This is a genomic window from Pseudomonadota bacterium (assembly GCA_026388315.1).
GTDB lineage: Bacteria > Desulfobacterota > Syntrophorhabdia > Syntrophorhabdales > Syntrophorhabdaceae > MWEV01.
Genome location: JAPLKA010000094.1, coordinates 44367 through 61675, shown reverse-complemented (window position 1 = coordinate 61675; position 17309 = coordinate 44367). Strand labels below are relative to the sequence as shown.

Annotated in this window: 16 protein-coding genes; 8 read left to right on the top strand and 8 right to left on the bottom strand. The window is 45.5% G+C overall.

The window, feature by feature from the left end:
• The first annotated feature begins 96 nt into the window (after nucleotides 1-96).
• The 4 genes from NTX75_13850 (at nucleotide 97) to NTX75_13835 (ending at nucleotide 4619) form a co-directional block, all read left to right on the top strand.
• On the top strand, nucleotides 97-1803 hold the full coding sequence (locus NTX75_13850; GenBank protein MCX5817300.1) for a 50S ribosomal protein L11 methyltransferase: 1707 nt from the start codon (nucleotides 97-99) through the stop codon (nucleotides 1801-1803).
• Nucleotides 1800-2654, top strand: a complete 855-nt coding sequence (locus NTX75_13845; GenBank protein ID MCX5817299.1) for a ChbG/HpnK family deacetylase — start codon at nucleotides 1800-1802, stop codon at nucleotides 2652-2654. The genes NTX75_13850 and NTX75_13845 overlap by 4 nt, the downstream gene beginning before the upstream one ends.
• 111 nt (nucleotides 2655-2765) lie before the next feature.
• Nucleotides 2766-3821, top strand: a complete 1056-nt coding sequence (locus tag NTX75_13840) for a glycosyltransferase (protein MCX5817298.1) — start codon at nucleotides 2766-2768, stop codon at nucleotides 3819-3821.
• Nucleotides 3822-3920: 99 nt separating this feature from the next.
• Nucleotides 3921-4619, top strand: a complete 699-nt coding sequence (locus tag NTX75_13835; GenBank protein ID MCX5817297.1) for a TraX family protein — start codon at nucleotides 3921-3923, stop codon at nucleotides 4617-4619.
• Between the two features lie 95 nt (nucleotides 4620-4714).
• On the opposite strand, the gene NTX75_13830 is transcribed toward NTX75_13835, so the two are convergent.
• On the bottom strand, nucleotides 4715-6715 hold the full coding sequence (locus NTX75_13830) for a PAS domain S-box protein (protein ID MCX5817296.1): 2001 nt from the start codon (nucleotides 6713-6715) through the stop codon (nucleotides 4715-4717).
• A 337-nt stretch (nucleotides 6716-7052) separates the two neighbouring features.
• A complete protein-coding gene (locus NTX75_13825) occupies nucleotides 7053-7214 on the bottom strand; it encodes a hypothetical protein (protein MCX5817295.1) in 162 nt (53 codons plus the stop codon).
• Between the two features lie 256 nt (nucleotides 7215-7470).
• On the opposite strand from NTX75_13825, the gene NTX75_13820 reads away from it, so the two are divergent.
• On the top strand, nucleotides 7471-8466 hold the full coding sequence (locus NTX75_13820; protein ID MCX5817294.1) for a hypothetical protein: 996 nt from the start codon (nucleotides 7471-7473) through the stop codon (nucleotides 8464-8466).
• Between the two features lie 195 nt (nucleotides 8467-8661).
• Here NTX75_13820 and NTX75_13815 read toward each other — a convergent pair whose 3' ends face one another.
• Nucleotides 8662-9729 carry a tartrate dehydrogenase gene (locus NTX75_13815; protein MCX5817293.1) on the bottom strand — a complete coding sequence of 356 codons (1068 nt, stop codon included), beginning with the start codon at nucleotides 9727-9729 and terminating at the stop codon, nucleotides 8662-8664.
• A gap of 248 nt (nucleotides 9730-9977) precedes the next feature.
• Here NTX75_13815 and NTX75_13810 point away from each other — a divergent pair, with 248 nt between their 5' ends.
• From NTX75_13810 to NTX75_13800, 3 genes are all read left to right on the top strand, one after another.
• On the top strand, nucleotides 9978-11399 hold the full coding sequence (locus tag NTX75_13810; GenBank protein MCX5817292.1) for an anion permease: 1422 nt from the start codon (nucleotides 9978-9980) through the stop codon (nucleotides 11397-11399).
• Nucleotides 11400-11535: 136 nt separating this feature from the next.
• Nucleotides 11536-11709 carry a DeoR family transcriptional regulator gene (locus NTX75_13805; protein ID MCX5817291.1) on the top strand — a complete coding sequence of 58 codons (174 nt, stop codon included), beginning with the start codon at nucleotides 11536-11538 and terminating at the stop codon, nucleotides 11707-11709.
• 102 nt (nucleotides 11710-11811) lie between these two features.
• Entirely contained in the window at nucleotides 11812-13179 is a 1368-nt protein-coding gene (locus NTX75_13800) for an FAD-binding oxidoreductase (GenBank protein MCX5817290.1), read from the top strand.
• A 97-nt stretch (nucleotides 13180-13276) separates the two neighbouring features.
• Here NTX75_13800 and NTX75_13795 read toward each other — a convergent pair whose 3' ends face one another.
• The 5 genes from NTX75_13795 to NTX75_13775 all read right to left on the bottom strand — a co-directional run bounded on the left by NTX75_13795 (nucleotide 13277) and on the right by NTX75_13775 (nucleotide 17292).
• The gene (locus NTX75_13795) at nucleotides 13277-13882 is read right to left on the bottom strand and encodes a PqiC family protein (protein MCX5817289.1); all 606 of its coding nucleotides are present in this window, start codon (nucleotides 13880-13882) and stop codon (nucleotides 13277-13279) included.
• Nucleotides 13883-13884: 2 nt separating this feature from the next.
• A complete protein-coding gene (locus tag NTX75_13790; protein MCX5817288.1) occupies nucleotides 13885-14850 on the bottom strand; it encodes an MlaD family protein in 966 nt (321 codons plus the stop codon).
• On the bottom strand, nucleotides 14831-15694 hold the full coding sequence (locus NTX75_13785; GenBank protein ID MCX5817287.1) for an ATP-binding cassette domain-containing protein: 864 nt from the start codon (nucleotides 15692-15694) through the stop codon (nucleotides 14831-14833). The genes NTX75_13790 and NTX75_13785 overlap by 20 nt, the downstream gene beginning before the upstream one ends.
• On the bottom strand, nucleotides 15691-16050 hold the full coding sequence (locus tag NTX75_13780; protein ID MCX5817286.1) for a four helix bundle protein: 360 nt from the start codon (nucleotides 16048-16050) through the stop codon (nucleotides 15691-15693). The genes NTX75_13785 and NTX75_13780 overlap by 4 nt, the downstream gene beginning before the upstream one ends.
• Nucleotides 16051-16134: 84 nt before the next feature.
• Nucleotides 16135-17292, bottom strand: coding sequence for an ABC transporter permease (locus NTX75_13775; protein ID MCX5817285.1), 1158 nt, complete (start codon nucleotides 17290-17292; stop codon nucleotides 16135-16137).
• Nucleotides 17293-17309: the final 17 nt, after the last annotated feature.

Genomic DNA, 17309 nt, shown 5'->3' with positions numbered 1-17309 from the left:
CTCTGATACACTCACTTTTAGTTCCATTGGATGTTCCTCCTTCCTAAAATAGATTTGTGATTCGTCATCACCTATTTTATAGGAGGTACATCCTTTTTGTCACTCCTTATGAATTTACACAAGAGAGTTTACACTACCGTTGGTATCATCCATACCGCAGGTTCTCCATGCCGCTGTGCTGAGGCTATAGAGGGAGGACTTAATGCTCTCGGCCATGAGGTTATGGTGGCCAATTCTGAGGAAATTATATTTCAGGCACTTGAGCTTGCACGTTCGTGTGACCTCATTGTTGACCATTCAGATACCTTTCTTGGACGGGGGTATGTGCGCTTCGTTGTCCGGTCAATCCTCGAGACCCGTGGAGCCAGGATTGTTGGCTCCGGTTCAAGGGCCTGCCGGCTTGCAGATAATAAAATTGCCGCAAAAACCCGCCTCGGAAAAGCAGGTATACCCACTCCTCCAGGGTTTGCAGTCACTTCAGACACCTGGAACGTGCCGCCGTGGTTACAGCCACCCTTTGTTATCAAGGCAGCCTTCGAGCATATGAGCCGCGGAATCAGACTCGCATATACTGAAGAAGAGGCACGAACGAGAGCGGCTAATCTCATCGAACAAGCGCAGCAGCCTGTCATGGTTGAGTCTTACATAACAGGGAGAGAACTTGCCATTTCTGTGATTGAAGGCCCGGATGGTTTGATAGTGCTCCCTCCCCTTGAATGGTATTCGACATCAGAGGATGTCTTCCTTGCCGAGAAATTAAAGCTCCTTGAACCTTCAGGGAAGACAAGACCCGCTGCATCCCGTGCAGAGCTATCGCCTTCTCTGTTGCACGAACTTGAGGGTTATGCACGCCTTGCCTTTAAGACCCTTGGTCTAAGGGACTATGCCCGCTTTGATATAAGACTTTCACCGGCAGGAACCTTTTTCTTCCTTGAAACCAATGTAACACCAAGCCTTGAGCCTCTCGAAGCCTTTGCCATCTCAGCCCGATGGGCCGGGATCAGCTATCCTGAACTGATAGAAAAGATGCTCTCTTCAGCGATCAGAAGGTACAGCAAAAAACTCAGTGCAAAAGAAATTTCCATTGAGCTTCCCACGGGCGCTATTAAACTTGAGGTCCCCGATAGCGTTCATCCGCCGTTTTCGTCGAGTATCGAACTGGCAAAACTCCTCGACATTCAGCCTGGAGAAAGGGTCCTCGATCTTGGCAGCGGTTCAGGGCTGCTTTCCATTGCAGCGGCAAAGCTTGGTGCGAGAAATGTTGTTGCCGTAGACATTGATCCGCTATCACTCGAAACCACAACGATAAACGCACAGAAAAACGGAGTAGGCGGGCTGATTAATGTTTATGCCGGCTCCTGGTATGAGGCATTAAAAGAAAAACCTCATGCAGCAGAAGAAAACAACCGGTTTGATGTAATTATTGCCACCCCTCCGCAAACCCCTGCCCCTGGACCATTCGGCCCACGCTATGGAGGATCCGATGGTACACTTCATCTTTTCAAAGCAATCGATGGCGCCGGAGATTTTCTTGAGCCTGAGAGCGGCAGACTGTGGCTTCTTGCTATCTCGCTCGCTAACCCCTCTGCCCTTTTGAGTCGGCTCAAAGAGCTGTTCCGGGAAGTCACAATAGTACACGAGACAGAGAGACCCTTTACCGCCGAAGAATACAATGTTATGAATGGCGGGCTCATGGAATATTTTCTGAAACTCCGTGCCTCCGGACAATCCGAATTTATCGAAGCCTCCAATGGCAGATATGTTTTTCGTAGCCTTTTTATCCGCGCTGCGAGGCCTCGATGAAAAAACTCATTATAAACGCTGATGACTGCGGCGCCGATGAGGCAAGAAATGCAGGCATATTTGAGGCCATTAATAAGGGTGTTGTGACAAGTATAAGCATCCTCCCGAACGGACCGGCGTTTAACGATGCCATCCGGCGCATAAAATCGCTCGACAACGAGGAAATATCCTTGGGAGTACATATAAACCTATCAGAAGGAAAACCACTGTCATCAGGTTTGCAAATTCTGGCAGGGCCTGATGGATGTTTCCCGGGAAAACTCCCTGCAATGAAACTCTTCATAAACAATAATAATGCACTGGAAAGAGAAATCACAATCGAGCTGGATGCCCAGGTCAAAAAGCTGCTTAATGCGGGGATGTTGATCCATCACCTTGACAGCCACCATCATATCCATGCTTTTCCGGCAGTAATTAAGGCAGCGATCAGTGCGGCCATAAAATACAAAATCCCCTGGATACGCATACCTGAAGAAACAAAACCATCATATAGTAATCTTGATATCTCCGAAGAAATTGCTGCAGAAGCCGGTTTATTCAGTAAATACGCTACAGAAGCCCGCACACGGATTGAAACGACAGGTATCCGGACTACAAACCACTTTAGAGGCTTATATTTAAAAGGGAGGTTTTCGCTCGGTATAATGGAAGAGCTTCTTCTGACATTGCCTGATGGTCTCACTGAATTCATGACCCATCCTGGACATGCTGACACAGGGCGCTTATCCGGACCCTTTTCGACATTCTCTACTCAGGACAGGGAACGGGAACTTGAAACGCTGGTCCATCCCGGATTCCCTTTATTGCTGAAAAAATCAGATGTAACTCTTACGCCTTTTCCGGATATTTGATATGGCATCTGTGTCTTTCCTTAAACCCTTGAACCCTTGGCCCCTCGAACCCTCGGCCCCTGCCTTTCCGACCCCTTGGCCCCTCGACCCCTTGAACCCTGCCTTTCCGATATGCGTCTCCTGATCCTTACCCCCACCGCACTCCCCTCTTTAACCGGTAACGCCATTACCGCTGAGCGGTGGCGTCGCTCTCACGAAAAGCAAGGGCTTACGGTAAAAGTGATAGCAGCGCAGGGTCTTGATCCACAAAATCTTCGCAAGGAAATTCAGCGCTTCCAGCCTGACATTATCCATGGTCACCATGCCTTCAAGTCAGGCAAATTGCTTATTAATCATCATAATGGTTCGGCTTCTGATGACATTCCCTTTGTGATCTCCTGTGCAGGGACAGATATAAACCACGACCTGACATTGAATGAGCGAAGAGCAACAATTCTCGAAGTGTGCAAAACGGCACGGGCAATCATTATCCAGAGCCAGGATTTAGACCTTAAACTTAAGGATCTGTCAGATGGTTTTTATAACCGTGTTCACTATGTACCCCCGTCATTCACATGGCTTGGCAACGATTCATTCGATCTGAGAGGGGCAGCGGGGTGCGAATCACACCATATTCTTTTCTTTCTACCAGCAGGTATTCGTCCTGTAAAAAGAAACCTTGAGTGTTTAATAGCCATCAACGAAGTCCACAAAGTCCGGTCGTCAACAAAAGTCATGTTTGCCGGCCCTGTTCTCGACACTGAATACGCCATGCAGTTCCTTTATATGTTAGAACAATGCAGCAACTTTGCCCGCTGGATTCCGGCTATACCGCCAGAGGCCATGCGCTCTGCATACAATGGCGCCGATGTAGTGCTCAATACCTCATCCTCGGAAGGTTTTTCCAATGTCCTCCTTGAAACAATGGCATCGGGCAAACCAATCCTTGCATCTGACATCCAAAGCAACCGCCGGGCAATCCTCAGGGACAATGGCGAACGGCCAAGCTGTTGTCTCTTTGACCTTTACAGCCAGACGGACTTCGTCTATCAGGCCTTAAAGCTCATCGATGATGCCAGTCTAAGAAAATCTTTGGGGGAAGCAGGATTCATAAGGGCAAAACAGTGGCCCGGGCCCGCTGATGAAGCGGAATTGTTAATTAAAATTTATAAGCAAGCTCTTGCATGATGCCCGCAATAAAATTTTATTCTTTATCACTTTCTCATTTTTACTTGCAAAACAGCTAAAACTGAAAGACAATAAAGAAAAAAAACAGGGAGAACTAATATGAGCTCTTTTACCTTGAAAATTCTTGCATGTGCGCTCATGGTCGTTGATCATGTGGCAATAATCTTTTTTCCCACTAATCCGATAATGCGCCTTATCGGCAGGCTTGTTTTCCCGATGTTTGCCTATTTTATTGCTGAAGGCTACCGTCATACAAAAGACCCCACATCCTACCTGGGAAGGCTCTTCCTTTTCGCCCTTATTTCTCAGCCTTTTTATATGTTCGGCTTCAAATACCCGACCGTACATTTCAATGTTTTCTTTACACTCGCTGCAGGCCTCTATGCCATTTATGCCTATGAAAAATCAAAAAGTTATATTCCACTGCTTTTCGCGATGGCAGGATCTGAGCTTGTCGAGGCATCTTACGGCTTTACCGGTGTACTTATGATTTTTGTAATCCACAAGTTTTTTAATGACTATAAACGTATGGCATTATGGGTCTTTGTTGTCAATATCCTTGCAGGAATGCACACAATTGCCATGAAATATTCTGCTGATCCGAATTTTATTATCAGTTTTTCCTATATTGCAGAACACGCGGTATCCGGTCTTGTTCAACCATGTGCAGTACTTTCTGTTCCTCTTTTAGCCCTATATAACGGCAAGCGCGGCCCCAACGCAAAATATCTTTTCTACATCTTCTATCCGGGACACCTGGCCGTCCTTGGCCTTATCAGGATGTTTCTGGGCAGATAAGCAGATAAAAAGAAGCATTAGCAATACGAACATGCGCATCATGCTTGTTTTTGCATGTTGTTAAAAAATTGAGAAGTTTTTTTGACGTAAAAGACCTATTTATAATGTCTATATGCGTTTCTGCCACTCTGCTTTGCTTCATACATGGCAATATCTGCACATTTTATAAGGGTATCCCCGTCATGGCCGTCTTCAGGATAAATAGCAACACCGATACTCGTTGTAATGTAGAGTGTATTGTTTTCGATATCAAATGGTTTGTGAAAAACATCCAGTATTTTTTTCGCGATTGTATCGGCATCACTAACCTGTGCCATATTCGTCAACAGCACAAGAAACTCATCGCCTCCCATACGGGCAAGAGAGTCAGACTGCCGGAGGACGCCGGTAACACGTTCTCCGACTATTGTAAGCAATGCATCTCCCACCTTGTGCCCAAGAACATCATTCACATCTTTGAACTTATCAAGATCAAAGAGCATTACAGCGATTTGCTGGCGGAAGCGTTGTGCACTCGCAAGGGCAACTTTAAGACGGTCAAAATATAGCGTTCTGTTTGGCAGACCTGTCAGCATATCATGAGTAGCAAGGTGGGCCAACTGTAGCTCGTTAAACTTCTGCTTTGTAATGTCTTCAACGAACATAAGTAATTTTTTCTCTCCTGTTTCCTCAAAGGGAATACCGATAAAATTCCTGATAGTGGTTCTCTTCCCGAAGTGAGAAGTGTACTCCACTGAATCCATCCGGAAGAATTCTCCGTCCAGGCCGCGCTTCATTTTGTCCACAAGCCCTATCCTCTGGTATCCGAGGAGTTTGAACACATTCAGGCTCAGGAACTGTTCACGGGTTGAACCTGAAATCTGGAGCATCTCGGGATTGACAAAATCAACATCACCCTTTTTGTTGACGATAAAAATACCAATAGGGGCGCTCTCTATAATGTCCCGCATCGTCTTAAAAGACTTTGCCAGACTCTTCTGAAACTGCTTCTGCTCGGTAATATCGAGGAGAGAGCCAATACTCTTTTTTGTCCCGGATATCATGGCAATAATCAATAATACATTTTTTGTATTCATAAATCTGTCTGTGAAACGGAAATCGTAATTTCGCGGTGCAGTATCGGGGGTTATCTTTCTCATCTGGCGGTATTCACTAAGTTTCTGTACATCCTCCTTATCGAGGAATTCGGCGAAGCTCTTTTTTCCCTCTATCTCATCCCTCCCATAGCCTGACAGGGTTTCGAATTCTCTATTTGCCATTGTTATGATGGTGTTTTCCTCAATAATAATTGTGGCTGAACCGGTTGTTTCAAAAATACTCCTATACATTGTTTCTGATTCTTTAATTGCCTCTTCCATCTGCCTCTGCGCTGATATGTCACGGATAATCCCCTGATAGCAGAGGATAGTACCGTCATTTGCCCTCCTCGTTGTGGCTGTAAGAAGGCAGTGCATCACAGTTCCATCCTTTTTTCTCAACATAACTTCATAATCCCTCACAGCGCCTTTTGCCTCTATCTCAGCCCGAAATCTTGCGCGCTCGGATGGGTTAAAATAGGTGTGACCGGCAGTTATCTCTGCCAATCCATCCCTTGTATATCCAAAAAGATCAAGAAACGCCTTGTTTGCATTAATGAATTTCCCTTCGCTGGTGGTCATAAAAATGGCATCCCGTGAATCTTCAAAAAGTATTCTGAATTTCCGCTCGCTCTCTTTAAGGTCTTCTTCGGACCGTTTCTGCTGCGTTACATCAGACAATATCGTTACCGCCCTTCCATCGTCTAATAGGAACGGCCTGAATTCGATCTCTTTGACGCTCCCATCCTTGCAGACTATCCGGAATATCCTGTCAATGCCTTTTTGAGTAACATCTTGCCTCCAAAAATCAATTACCTTCTTCCTGTATTCGGCGTCCGGGTAGGCCTTATTAAGCCAGTCTTTCGATGTGGGAACATCTAAAAGCGTATAACCGGTAATATGCGTGAATTCCGGGTTTGCATAGATAAGTTTTCCATCACTATCTGTAAGTATTACCCCGTATGGAGCCTTTTCGAGAACGGCAAAACACGAATTAAGGTCTATCGTACAATCATCCATCAAGATATTCCTCCTGCCAAAGCATAAAATATTTTCATTTTCAGATTTTCTCACAATTGGAAAAACAACACAATTAAAAACTCTGCGAGGATGGGAACGGCGGGAACGTCAACTTTATATTTGTATTTTTTCTTTCAGAGGAATATCATGTGTTTATAAAGCAGTGGGAATAGGATGAGAATCGCGAAAGTTCAACATACCGCCTGCGGGGTCAATATTCCTTTGATTTTTACGGTCGACAGGATAAAATGGGGATGTTGGATACAGGATATTTTTGATTCTGGCATCTTGATTCTGGTTCAAACCAGTATCGAGCATCCGGCATCCAGACTGTGTTTCATGATGTCCTTTCACCTTTTTCCCTTCCCCTCTTCGCTCTATGCTCTATGCTCATCCTTCCATGGATCAGGCCAAAGAGATACTCTCTTTTATCCAGGCAAAGCTTCCCAATAAAGGGTATGTTGTGAATGGGATGGGGGAAGGTGACACCTACAACCATTCGATTCCTTCTTCAACCTGATCTCATGCCTCGACATAGCATGTTAGCAAGGGGTAATCAATACCCAAGTAGATATTGATTTTTTTGGTAGATATTATCAGATTTTTAACCATAAAATCGGCGTGTTCGGCACTTTCATGTTGATAGTTTGCTTTTCTTGTGTTATCCATCCGGTAACACGTGAATGAAATACCAGGGTTCAATCGGTATCTTGCTGAGCCGAAAAGCCTTCAAATAACCTCAAGAGGAGTGATATATGCAGGGTATTACATATGAAGTCAACCTCTTTGAGCCCCGTGATGCCGCAGGGGTGGCACAACTTTTTACTGAAGTGTACGGCAACTCCTATCCACAGAAAATCGTCTATAACCCGGAACAACTTATCACTGCCTTTGAGAGTCGGGATAATCTCCCCATTGTCGCCCGTACCGTATCCGGCCAGATCATCGCCTATACAGCCTTTTATCGTTCCACACCGAATAAAGCGCTCTATGAATTCGGCCAGACACTGGTCCTGCCGGAATACCGGAAAACAGCCGTTTTTGGCCTGCTGGCCCGTCACGTAGCCAAAATTGCACCGACACTCACCGATGTCGAAGCAGCCTTTTGCGAGAATGTTTGTAACCATATGGATACACAAAGGGCAGCAGCACTATTTAAATATATTGAAGCTACCATTGAGATAGACCTTATGCCTGAGGAAGCATATAAAAAGGAACAGAGCGCGACAGGAAGGGTATCGGCCATTAACATGTTCCGGACGTTTATACCGAAACCCCACACTGTGTTTGTACCTGACAGGTATGGCGATTATCTCCGGTATATTTACGAGGGCTTTGATGACACACGAACGCTTATTATCTCAACCGGCGAGCTGCCCACGGGACAGCAAACAAAGACAACCGCTCAGATCTTCGATTTTGCATGTGTAGCCCGTATCGCTGTTCATGAGGCCGGTATTGATTTTAAGGAATCTTTTAGCAAGGAAGAAGAGACTGCCCTTGGCCGGAATGCCCTTGTCATTCAGGTATGGCTCAAATCCTCATGGCCATGGATCGGCAAGGTTGTTGACATTCTCCAAAACAAAGGGTACTTTTTTGGTGGTGCACTCCCTCGATGGTTTGATGAAGACGGGCTTCTCATGCAAAAAATAATCGGACAGCCAAACTGGGAAGGGATTCATCTCTATTCTCCCAGGGCAAAAACGATACTGAAATTTGTGAAGAACGATTGGATGAATCTTCAGGGGTAATGTATTATGATAAGAATTGACGCTTCCCTTGATTCGCTGGAGCACAAGTCGGCACGGGAGCTTGCAGGTGAAGTCCAGTATCACAACCTAATCGTACACTGCCTATCAGGTCAAATTCTAATTTTTACAGATAAAGCTTCCATGTGCTCTTGATGTAGTAAATTTATACGTTCACAAGCGTTTTCCAAATCTTCTTCATTCACATAATTCTTTAGCCACTTCTGCAATAGTTCTCCCCAACTTCTCTGTGGTTGCCATCCCCCCGAGGTCAGGGGTTTTAATATTTTTGTTGGCCAGCACCATCTCGATTGCCTTTTCAATCATCTTTGCTGCATCACTATAACCAAGATGGTCAAGCATCATGGCGCCTGACCATATCTGACCGATAGGGTTGGCAATGCCCTTACCTGCTATATCGGGAGCAGAACCATGGACAGGCTCAAACATGGACGGGAAATCCCGTTCAGGGTTCAGGTTCCCTGATGGAGCAACGCCAAGGCTTCCCGCAAGAGCCGGTCCAAGATCCGAAAGAATGTCGCCAAAGAGATTACTTCCCACAAGAACATCGAACCTCTCAGGATGGGATACAATGGCTGCTGTGAGGCCGTCTATGTGGTACTGGTCGGCTTTTATCCCGGGGTATTGTTGAGATATTTCTCTGAATATTTCATCCCAGTAAGGCATAGTAAATACAATTCCGTTCGACTTCGTCGCTGATGTGACATGTTTTTTTGGTCGTTTTTTTGCCAGCTCAAAGGCAAACCGTATTATCCTTTCAACGCCCTTACGGGTAAAGATAGATGCCTGTATCACCATTTCCTGCTCAGTTCCGATATACATCTTTCCACCTACATTAGAGTATTCCCCCTCATTGTTTTCTCTTACTACACAGAAGTCTATATCTTCAGGCCTTTTATCCCTCAACGGGCTTATGATACCCTTCAGGAGCCTTACCGGCCTCAGGTTTACGTATTGACAGAATGTCCTTCGTATTGGGATGAGTAAACCCCACAGGGAAATATGATCGGGCACATCAGGGGCCCCCACAGCACCAAGATAGATAGCATCGAATCCTTTTAATGTTTTTAATCCGTCGGAGGGCATCATCTCGCCATGCGATGCGTAATATTCACAGCCCCATGGAAAAAATTCCCATTTACATTCGATACCAAAACTTTTTCCAACAGTTTCAATGACCCTGATACCCTCGGGTACTACTTCTTTCCCGATACCATCCCCAGGAATAACGGCTATCCTATGCATATTTCCTCCTAAAATTGTTTGATGTACCCCTTCTCATATAAAAGATAATTCCGCTAAAAATACTCAATAATACATTATTTTCCATAAAATGAATTTTAAAGGAAAATGTAAAAAAGGCAACAAAAAACAAAAAAAGTATGACACATACCTTTTTTAGTTTAAAATTTGCGTTATTTTGTGACAACCATGATATAATTTTGCCTAAAGTACATTATAGATTACCAAACATATTAAGGGGGTAAACTTATATGGACAAGAAATTGCTTAGAAATGCATTGATACCGGTAATTGTATGGATTGTTCTTGTTTTAATACCTGTTCCCCAGGGTTTACAGCCACATGCCTGGTACTATTTTGCTTTATTTGTTGGTGTTATCTTAGGCTTAATCATGGAACCAATACCGGCAGCTGCGATAGGCGTCATCGGCGTTACGTTAGCTGCTGTTTTACAGCTTATCAGCACTAAACCAGGCGACGCTATCAAGTGGGCTCTTTCCGGATTCTCCAATGGCACAGTCTGGCTGATCTTTGTAGCTTACATGTTTGCCATGGGCTACGAGAGAACAGGTCTTGGGCGTCGTATTGCACTGTTTCTGGTACAATGGCTCGGTAAGAAAACATTGGGGCTTGGTTATGCCATTGCCATATCAGACCTTGTTCTGGCGCCTTTCATTCCGTCAAATACCGCACGAAGTGGTGGGACAATCTATCCTGTTATCGAAAACATTCCTGGACTCTATGGTTCAGAACCTGGAGAGACATCCCGTAAGATTGGCTCTTATATCATGTGGACCGCTTTAGCTACTACCTGCGTCACCAGCTCAATGTTTTTAACCGGACTTGCACCCAACCTCCTGGCATTGGAATTGGTGAATAAAACCATTAAGGTGAGCATTACCTGGCGGGAATGGTTTTTAGGTTTTTTGCCGATGGGTGGACTGCTTTTCATATTAGTTCCTTATCTGGTTTATAAGATATATCCACCAGAGGTAAAGTCCAGCGAAAATGTCCAGGTATGGGCTCACGATGAACTGTCTAAGATGGGTAAGATAACACGTAACGAATTAATCATGGCAAGTCTGGCAATCATTGCACTGGTCCTTTGGATTTTTGGTGGCAAATGGGTTGACGCCACTACGGTAGCCTTGATGGTTCTCTCTCTCATGATTCTTACCGGCATCATAAACTGGAACAATTTACTGAACCACAAGCAGGCATGGAATGTGTTGGTATGGTTTGGTACATTGGTCACTCTGGCTGATGGCTTAAGACTTGTAGGATTCATCAAATGGTTCGCAACAATCACGGCAGGGATGATGAAGGGGGTACCGATTATCTGGATGGTGGTTCTGTTCGTTGCGATTTTTTTCTTAGTCCACTACATGTTCGCAAGTATTACAGCACATACTACAGCGCTACTCCCTGTATTTTTAGCAACGGCTATGGTAGTGCCAGGTATGCCTATAAAATTACTCGCTATGTTTCTCTGTTATACGCTTGGGTTGATGGGTATTCTTACCCCCTATGCCACAGGGCCAAGTCCTATTTACTACGGGAGTGGGTTTATAAGTCGTAAGGAGTTCTGGACATTGGGATTTATATTTGGAGTAATCTTCTTGGTAGTGTTTCTGATTATCGGGATTCCCTATTTGAGGTGGTATGTGTCTTAAGAAAATTGCCTGATATATTTTTGTAATGTATATTATTTTCATGGGGGTGTTAGAAATTCCTTGGGGACGTTTTTGCAATCGTTGCGTATGAAAAGTAATTGGGGTCGGACCAAACCTCAGTAAAATAGAGTAGCAAATGCATTTACGTGTTCCGCGGGGCAGGCAAATCAAGGCAGTCGATATTGCCGTACATTGGAAAGCATCTGAAAAAACCGCGAAACGGGATATTGCCGAGCTCAAAGAACAAGGTACAATAGAACATATCGGCTCGGCCAAGAAAGGCCTTTACCTGATAAAGCGAAGTAAATGAAGAGAAAAGATGAATTATTGCGGATTGCGGATATTTGAAACTGTTAACTGTAAACCAATTACATGCTGGGTTAAAGATTAAAGGAGATTGAGGAGGCGTTATATGATTGATATAAAAAACATTCAGGAACTTAAAACAATCGTTGGCGAGGAATGGGTCTCTGCAGGTCAGTCAGTAAGGGAGCTCCACTCTCATGATGAGTCCTTCCATTCCCCCGTGCTTCCGGATGTGGTTGTATGGCCTCACTCCACGGAAGAGGTAAGCAACATCGTAAAGTGGGCCTATGAAAAGGATATACCGATTACCCCATGGGGTGTGGGCACAAGTCTGGAAGGAAACCCCATCCCTGTCCGCAATGGCATTTCAATAGATTTTCAGGAAATGAACAAGATCCTCGCCATAAGACAGGAGGATTTTCAGGCAGACGTTCAGGCAGGAGTAATATATAAGGAATTAAACAAAACATTGGGTCACCATGGACTCCTTTTTCCCCCTGATCCCGGTGCAGCAGCTACAATCGGGGGCATGATCGGCAACAACGCCAGCGGTATCCGTACGGTAAAATACGGCGCAACAAAGGATTACGTCATGAGGCTTACCGTTGTATTGCCCGGAGGTGATGTTATCCACGCCGGGAACAGGGCACGAAAAAGCTCTTCGGGATATAACCTTTGCTCGCTTTTTACCGGATCAGAAGGCACCCTTGGGATTGTAACAGAAGCAACACTCCGTCTTGTGGGATTACCGGTGAATTTTATGGCAGTAAGGGCTGTCTTCCCCGCAGTCCTGAACGCAACAAACACGGTCTTTCAGGTCATGAGCTCAGGGCTTTCACCGTCTGCCATGGAACTGCTCGATGGTAAAGTAATGGAGGTGTTAAACCGTGATCGAGGATATTCTCTCCACGAACAGCCGACTCTGCTCATGGAATTTAACGGATACAGCGAAACAGGCCTCAGAGAAGAAATGGCCTATGTGGAAGAAATATGCCAGGAAAATGCATGCTCTTTCCTTGACAAGGGGATAGGGGCTGCAGAGAGAAGTCGTCTCTGGGATATGCGCCACCTCACATTCGAATCGATCAAAAGGTCTCATACAAATTTGTTGCCCCTTATCATGGATGTGGCAGTGCCTCTCTCACGGTACAGCGAAATTGTGGCTTTCGCCAAGGAAGAGGTGAAAGACCTTGTTGCGTATGTATTCGGTCATGCAGGTGATGGGAATGTCCACATAGTGGTTATGGACAACCCCGAAGATAAAAGAAGGTGGGCGCGCGTAGAAGAGGCCAACCGTAAAATAGTTCTCAAAGCACTTGATCTTGAAGGCACCTGCACAGGCGAGCACGGTGTGGGGATCGGCAAATGTTCATTCCTCAAAAAAGAACACGGGGAAAGCCTTGCATTAATGAAAAGAATCAAAGCCCTTCTTGACCCCAAAGACCTCATGAATCCTGGAAAGTTTTTCGTATGATACCAATTCGGATTCAAAGATAGCACCCAGAGGGTACCCGGACGAAGTCAACAAAGTTATATGAATGAAGGCGAATTGGTATGAATCGTTTTATGAGCTAATCGGCCTTACTCACCACAGCCTTTATAGCTGACGCTATTTCTTTGCTCAAATCCGCAAGGACATCGCTCATTGCATTTACGGTATCGTTATATTCTTTTCCCTTTACAGGCTTTGTTATGGAGGACTCACGGATTGATTCAACAGTTATTCCGTCTTTTGCTACGATACCCCACTTAGCCCTGAGCAAGATAGTGCCATCAGGGGTTGCATCGAGACGGAAGAGATAAATGGGGATTCTGTAAGAACCGGAGACATGGGCTCTCCAGGTAACAATAGTAACCGGTTCTGATCCGAGGAACGAGGATATGTTCTCTATGAGCACCCTCGTGACGTCCATTTTGAGGGAGCCGCCCCAGAGGTTGAATTCGGAGATTAACAATTCGTTCGTGGCGGTGCGGGTCACAATCTGTGGTTTATCAAGGTAATCGGGAATCTCCACAGGGCCAATGCCGATAACAAGTGTATCGCTTCTTGAAGGGAAGAATTCGGCGGTTTTGGGAGAAACAAGAGAACTCAGGGTATAAAACTTTGGAGGCGGTGAAGTACTGCTGCAACCAAGAAGAAGGGATATCATAATGATAATGGGCAGGATACGTATCATGGCTATTCTCCTTTTAATGGCTTCTTCCCCCAGATGAGGGATTCAGGATAACGCTGAAGGTAATCGCTGAGGAACCTGACAGAACGGGCAGTATCAGAAACTTCTTTCAAGGTGTTGTCAACCTCAAGGACAACCGTTGAATTCTCCGAAGCAAGACCCTGGACTGAGTGCAACGTATTCTCGGCCTGCTTCAGGGTATTCTGGATAATAAGCAAGGTCTGCCCGATCTGGGCAGGAACATCTTCACCTTTTTTAAAGATTTCCCGAATCGATTGAGAACTGACTTTGACATTTTCCAGGACAGGATCAATCTCATTGTCAATCTTCGAAAGTATCCTCTTCGCATCCTTTAAACCAGCGCTCAAAGTCTCAAGGCTTGATGCCAGATGAGGAGAATTGACGGCCTTGTCGACCCCCTCGATTGCATGGAGGAGCTTGCTGAAGAGCTCTTTGAGCGAAATGTCGTCGGCGCTCTCTAAAAGTTGCTCAAGACCCGATTTGATGGTGGGAATCTCGGAGTAACGCTTGTCAAGACCTACGAATTTTGCCGGTTTGCCGGGATGAAAGTCAAGATTGATCATAAGCTGGCCCGTGACCATACTTTGAAGCTCAAGTGTAGCACGGAGCCCTTTCTTAATGAGTGCCTGATAAATCTCTTCATCGTCGGAAATCACCCCCACATGAACAACCTTCCGCGGGTCTAATTCTACATAAACCGGGATAATAAACGACAGATCTTCTGTCTCAAAACGCAGGATAATGTTTTTAACAGAGCCTATCCTAACTCCACGGAACACAACGGGGGAACCCACATTGAGCCCGGCAACAGAGCCCTCAAAATACATAACCAGGGGTAATTTCTTAACGAAGAACCTTCCTGAGCCGAAAGCAACAACCGCTATCACGGCAAGTGAGATTGCACCTATTACAAAAGCACCGATCAGTGTTTTACTGGCGGGTTTGCTCATGATTTGTTTTTCCTCCTCCACGGTTTTCTCTCATCATCTCTTTATCCGGTTCTCCTCTCGTGAGGAAGGCATGAACCGTTGGATTCCTGCATTCTGCAAGAAGCTTCTTTGGATCTCCCGTTGCAATCATCGTCTTTGTTTCACCATCGAGAAAAACTGAGTTATTTCCTATTGCAAAGATACTGGCCAGTTCATGGGTCACCACAACAATCGTAGATCCAAGGCTGTCGCGCAGCTCAAGGATGAGATCATCGAGAAGACGGGCGCTGATAGGGTCAAGCCCTGCTGATGGTTCATCAAAAAAAAGTATCTCAGGATCAAGAGCCATTGCACGTGCAAGCCCGGCCCGCTTTTTCATGCCGCCGCTTATCTCTGAAGGGTAATAGTCTTCAAATCCTGCAAGACCCACAAGGGCAAGCTTAAACGACGCAATCTCGCTAATCTCAGAATGACTGAGGACTGTATATTCTTCAAGCGTAAGCCCTATGTTCTCTGCAAGGGTCATAGAACTCCAGAGGGCACCGCTCTGATAGAGAATCCCGAAACGTCTCATAAAACGCTCCCGTTCATCGGGGTCCATATCCCATAGGCTCACATCTCCATAAAATACCTGACCCTTTGCCGGTGTCTGAAGTCCGATAAGGTGTCTCAAAAGTGTGCTCTTACCACACCCGCTTCCTCCCATAATAATAAAAATATCCCCGCGGTTCACATTAAAAGTAAGATCGCGTTGAATCACATTCGTTCCATAAGCCATGGTAAGATCTCTCACAATAATGTGAGGATCGGAAAGGCAGGGTTCGAGGGTTCGAGGGGTCGAGGGGTCAAGGGGAGATTGGGTCATGGCTTAGCCTCTAAAGACTTAATGAGTGTTTTTAACATCCTTTCTACGTCACCAATTCCCTGTTGAACACTAACTGCATTTTTAGTATCGATATACCCCAAATCCTTTGATATCGATAGCTGTGTTTCCAATTCACACATTGAGCCGTATGCAACATACAACAACTGAATGTATTCTTTCCGTGATTTTCTTCCATAGCCCTCAGCAATATTAGATGGGATTGAAACCGCAGATATTCTCATCTGCGCTGTCAACCCGTATTGTTCTTCTTTAGGAAAATGCTTTGTTATCCTGTATATATCTAAACAGAGTTTGTATCCTTTCTGCCAGACTTGCAGTTCTTTATAGCTCTTCAACACCTCAGTTACACCCTTGAACCCTATTCTTCGTTCCCTTGACTCTTTTTACTTTACCCTCGGCCCCTTGAACCCTATGTTTTACTATATACCCAGCACATTACAAACCACTGTAATCACTGCCGTTGCAACAACAATGCTTACGATGCCTGTCACTACTGCTGATGTCGTGGCGTCACCAACCGCTGAAGCGCTCCGTCCGCACTGCATCCCCCGTAAACACCCGGCAATGGCAACAAGTACACCGAAGACAAAAGCGCTTACAAGTCCGATCCATATATTGGTAAGGGTAAGTGAACTTTTTGTCTCGTTGTAATACTCAATGAGACTTATATCAAACCCGGCTACACCCACAATTAACCCGCCCAGGATGCCCATTAAATCTGCATACAGTGTCAGGAGGGGCAGCATTATGGAAAGGGCAAGTATCCTTGGGAGGACGAGAAATTCCATGGGCGAGATGCCGGAAGTCTTCAGCGCATCAATCTCTTCATTTACCTGCATCGTGCCTATCCTGGCAGCAAAGGAAGCTCCGGTGCGACCTGCCATGATAATGCCTGTCATAACGGCAGCCATGGCACGGGCCATGGCAATACCCACAAGGTCTGCTATATATATCTGGGCACCGAACATTTTAAGCTGTATAGAACCCACAAAGGCAAGGATGAGCCCCACAAGTATGCTGATAAGCGAAACAATTGGAAGCGCATCTGCACCGCATTCCTGGATGATCAGGAGAAAATCAGAGCCGCGAAAACGGGCCCTACCGGTAAGCATCTTCATGAAAGCAGCAGAAACTTCACCGACAAAAGTAATCATTTCAAAAATAGATTTCCAGAACATAACAGCAGAATCACCTGTTTTTGCCAGAAAGGAAAGACGTGAACTCTCTTTACGATCACCTTTCCTCTCTGGAACGGCAAAGGCAAGGTGCAGAAGTCGCTGTGCCCCCTGGGGCAACCCATCTTCCTGCACTTGGATATTTTTCTGTGAACAGATTTCTATCACTTTTACAAGAAATGTGAGCAGGCCACTATCCCATTTACCGAGGTCCTTGGTATCAAAAGCAATATGCACAGGCAGCAAACCCTTTTCAATCTCTTTTTGGACATCGCTTAACGGTGGGAGTTTATCATTGATTGTCCAGTTGCCGGCGAGCTCTATGACGAGAACTCCCTCTTCCAGCCGACTGAAACTCAATCCACTTTGTCCCTGATCCTGTTCTGAAGGTCTTCTCATCATCCCCCTTCTGTCCGATT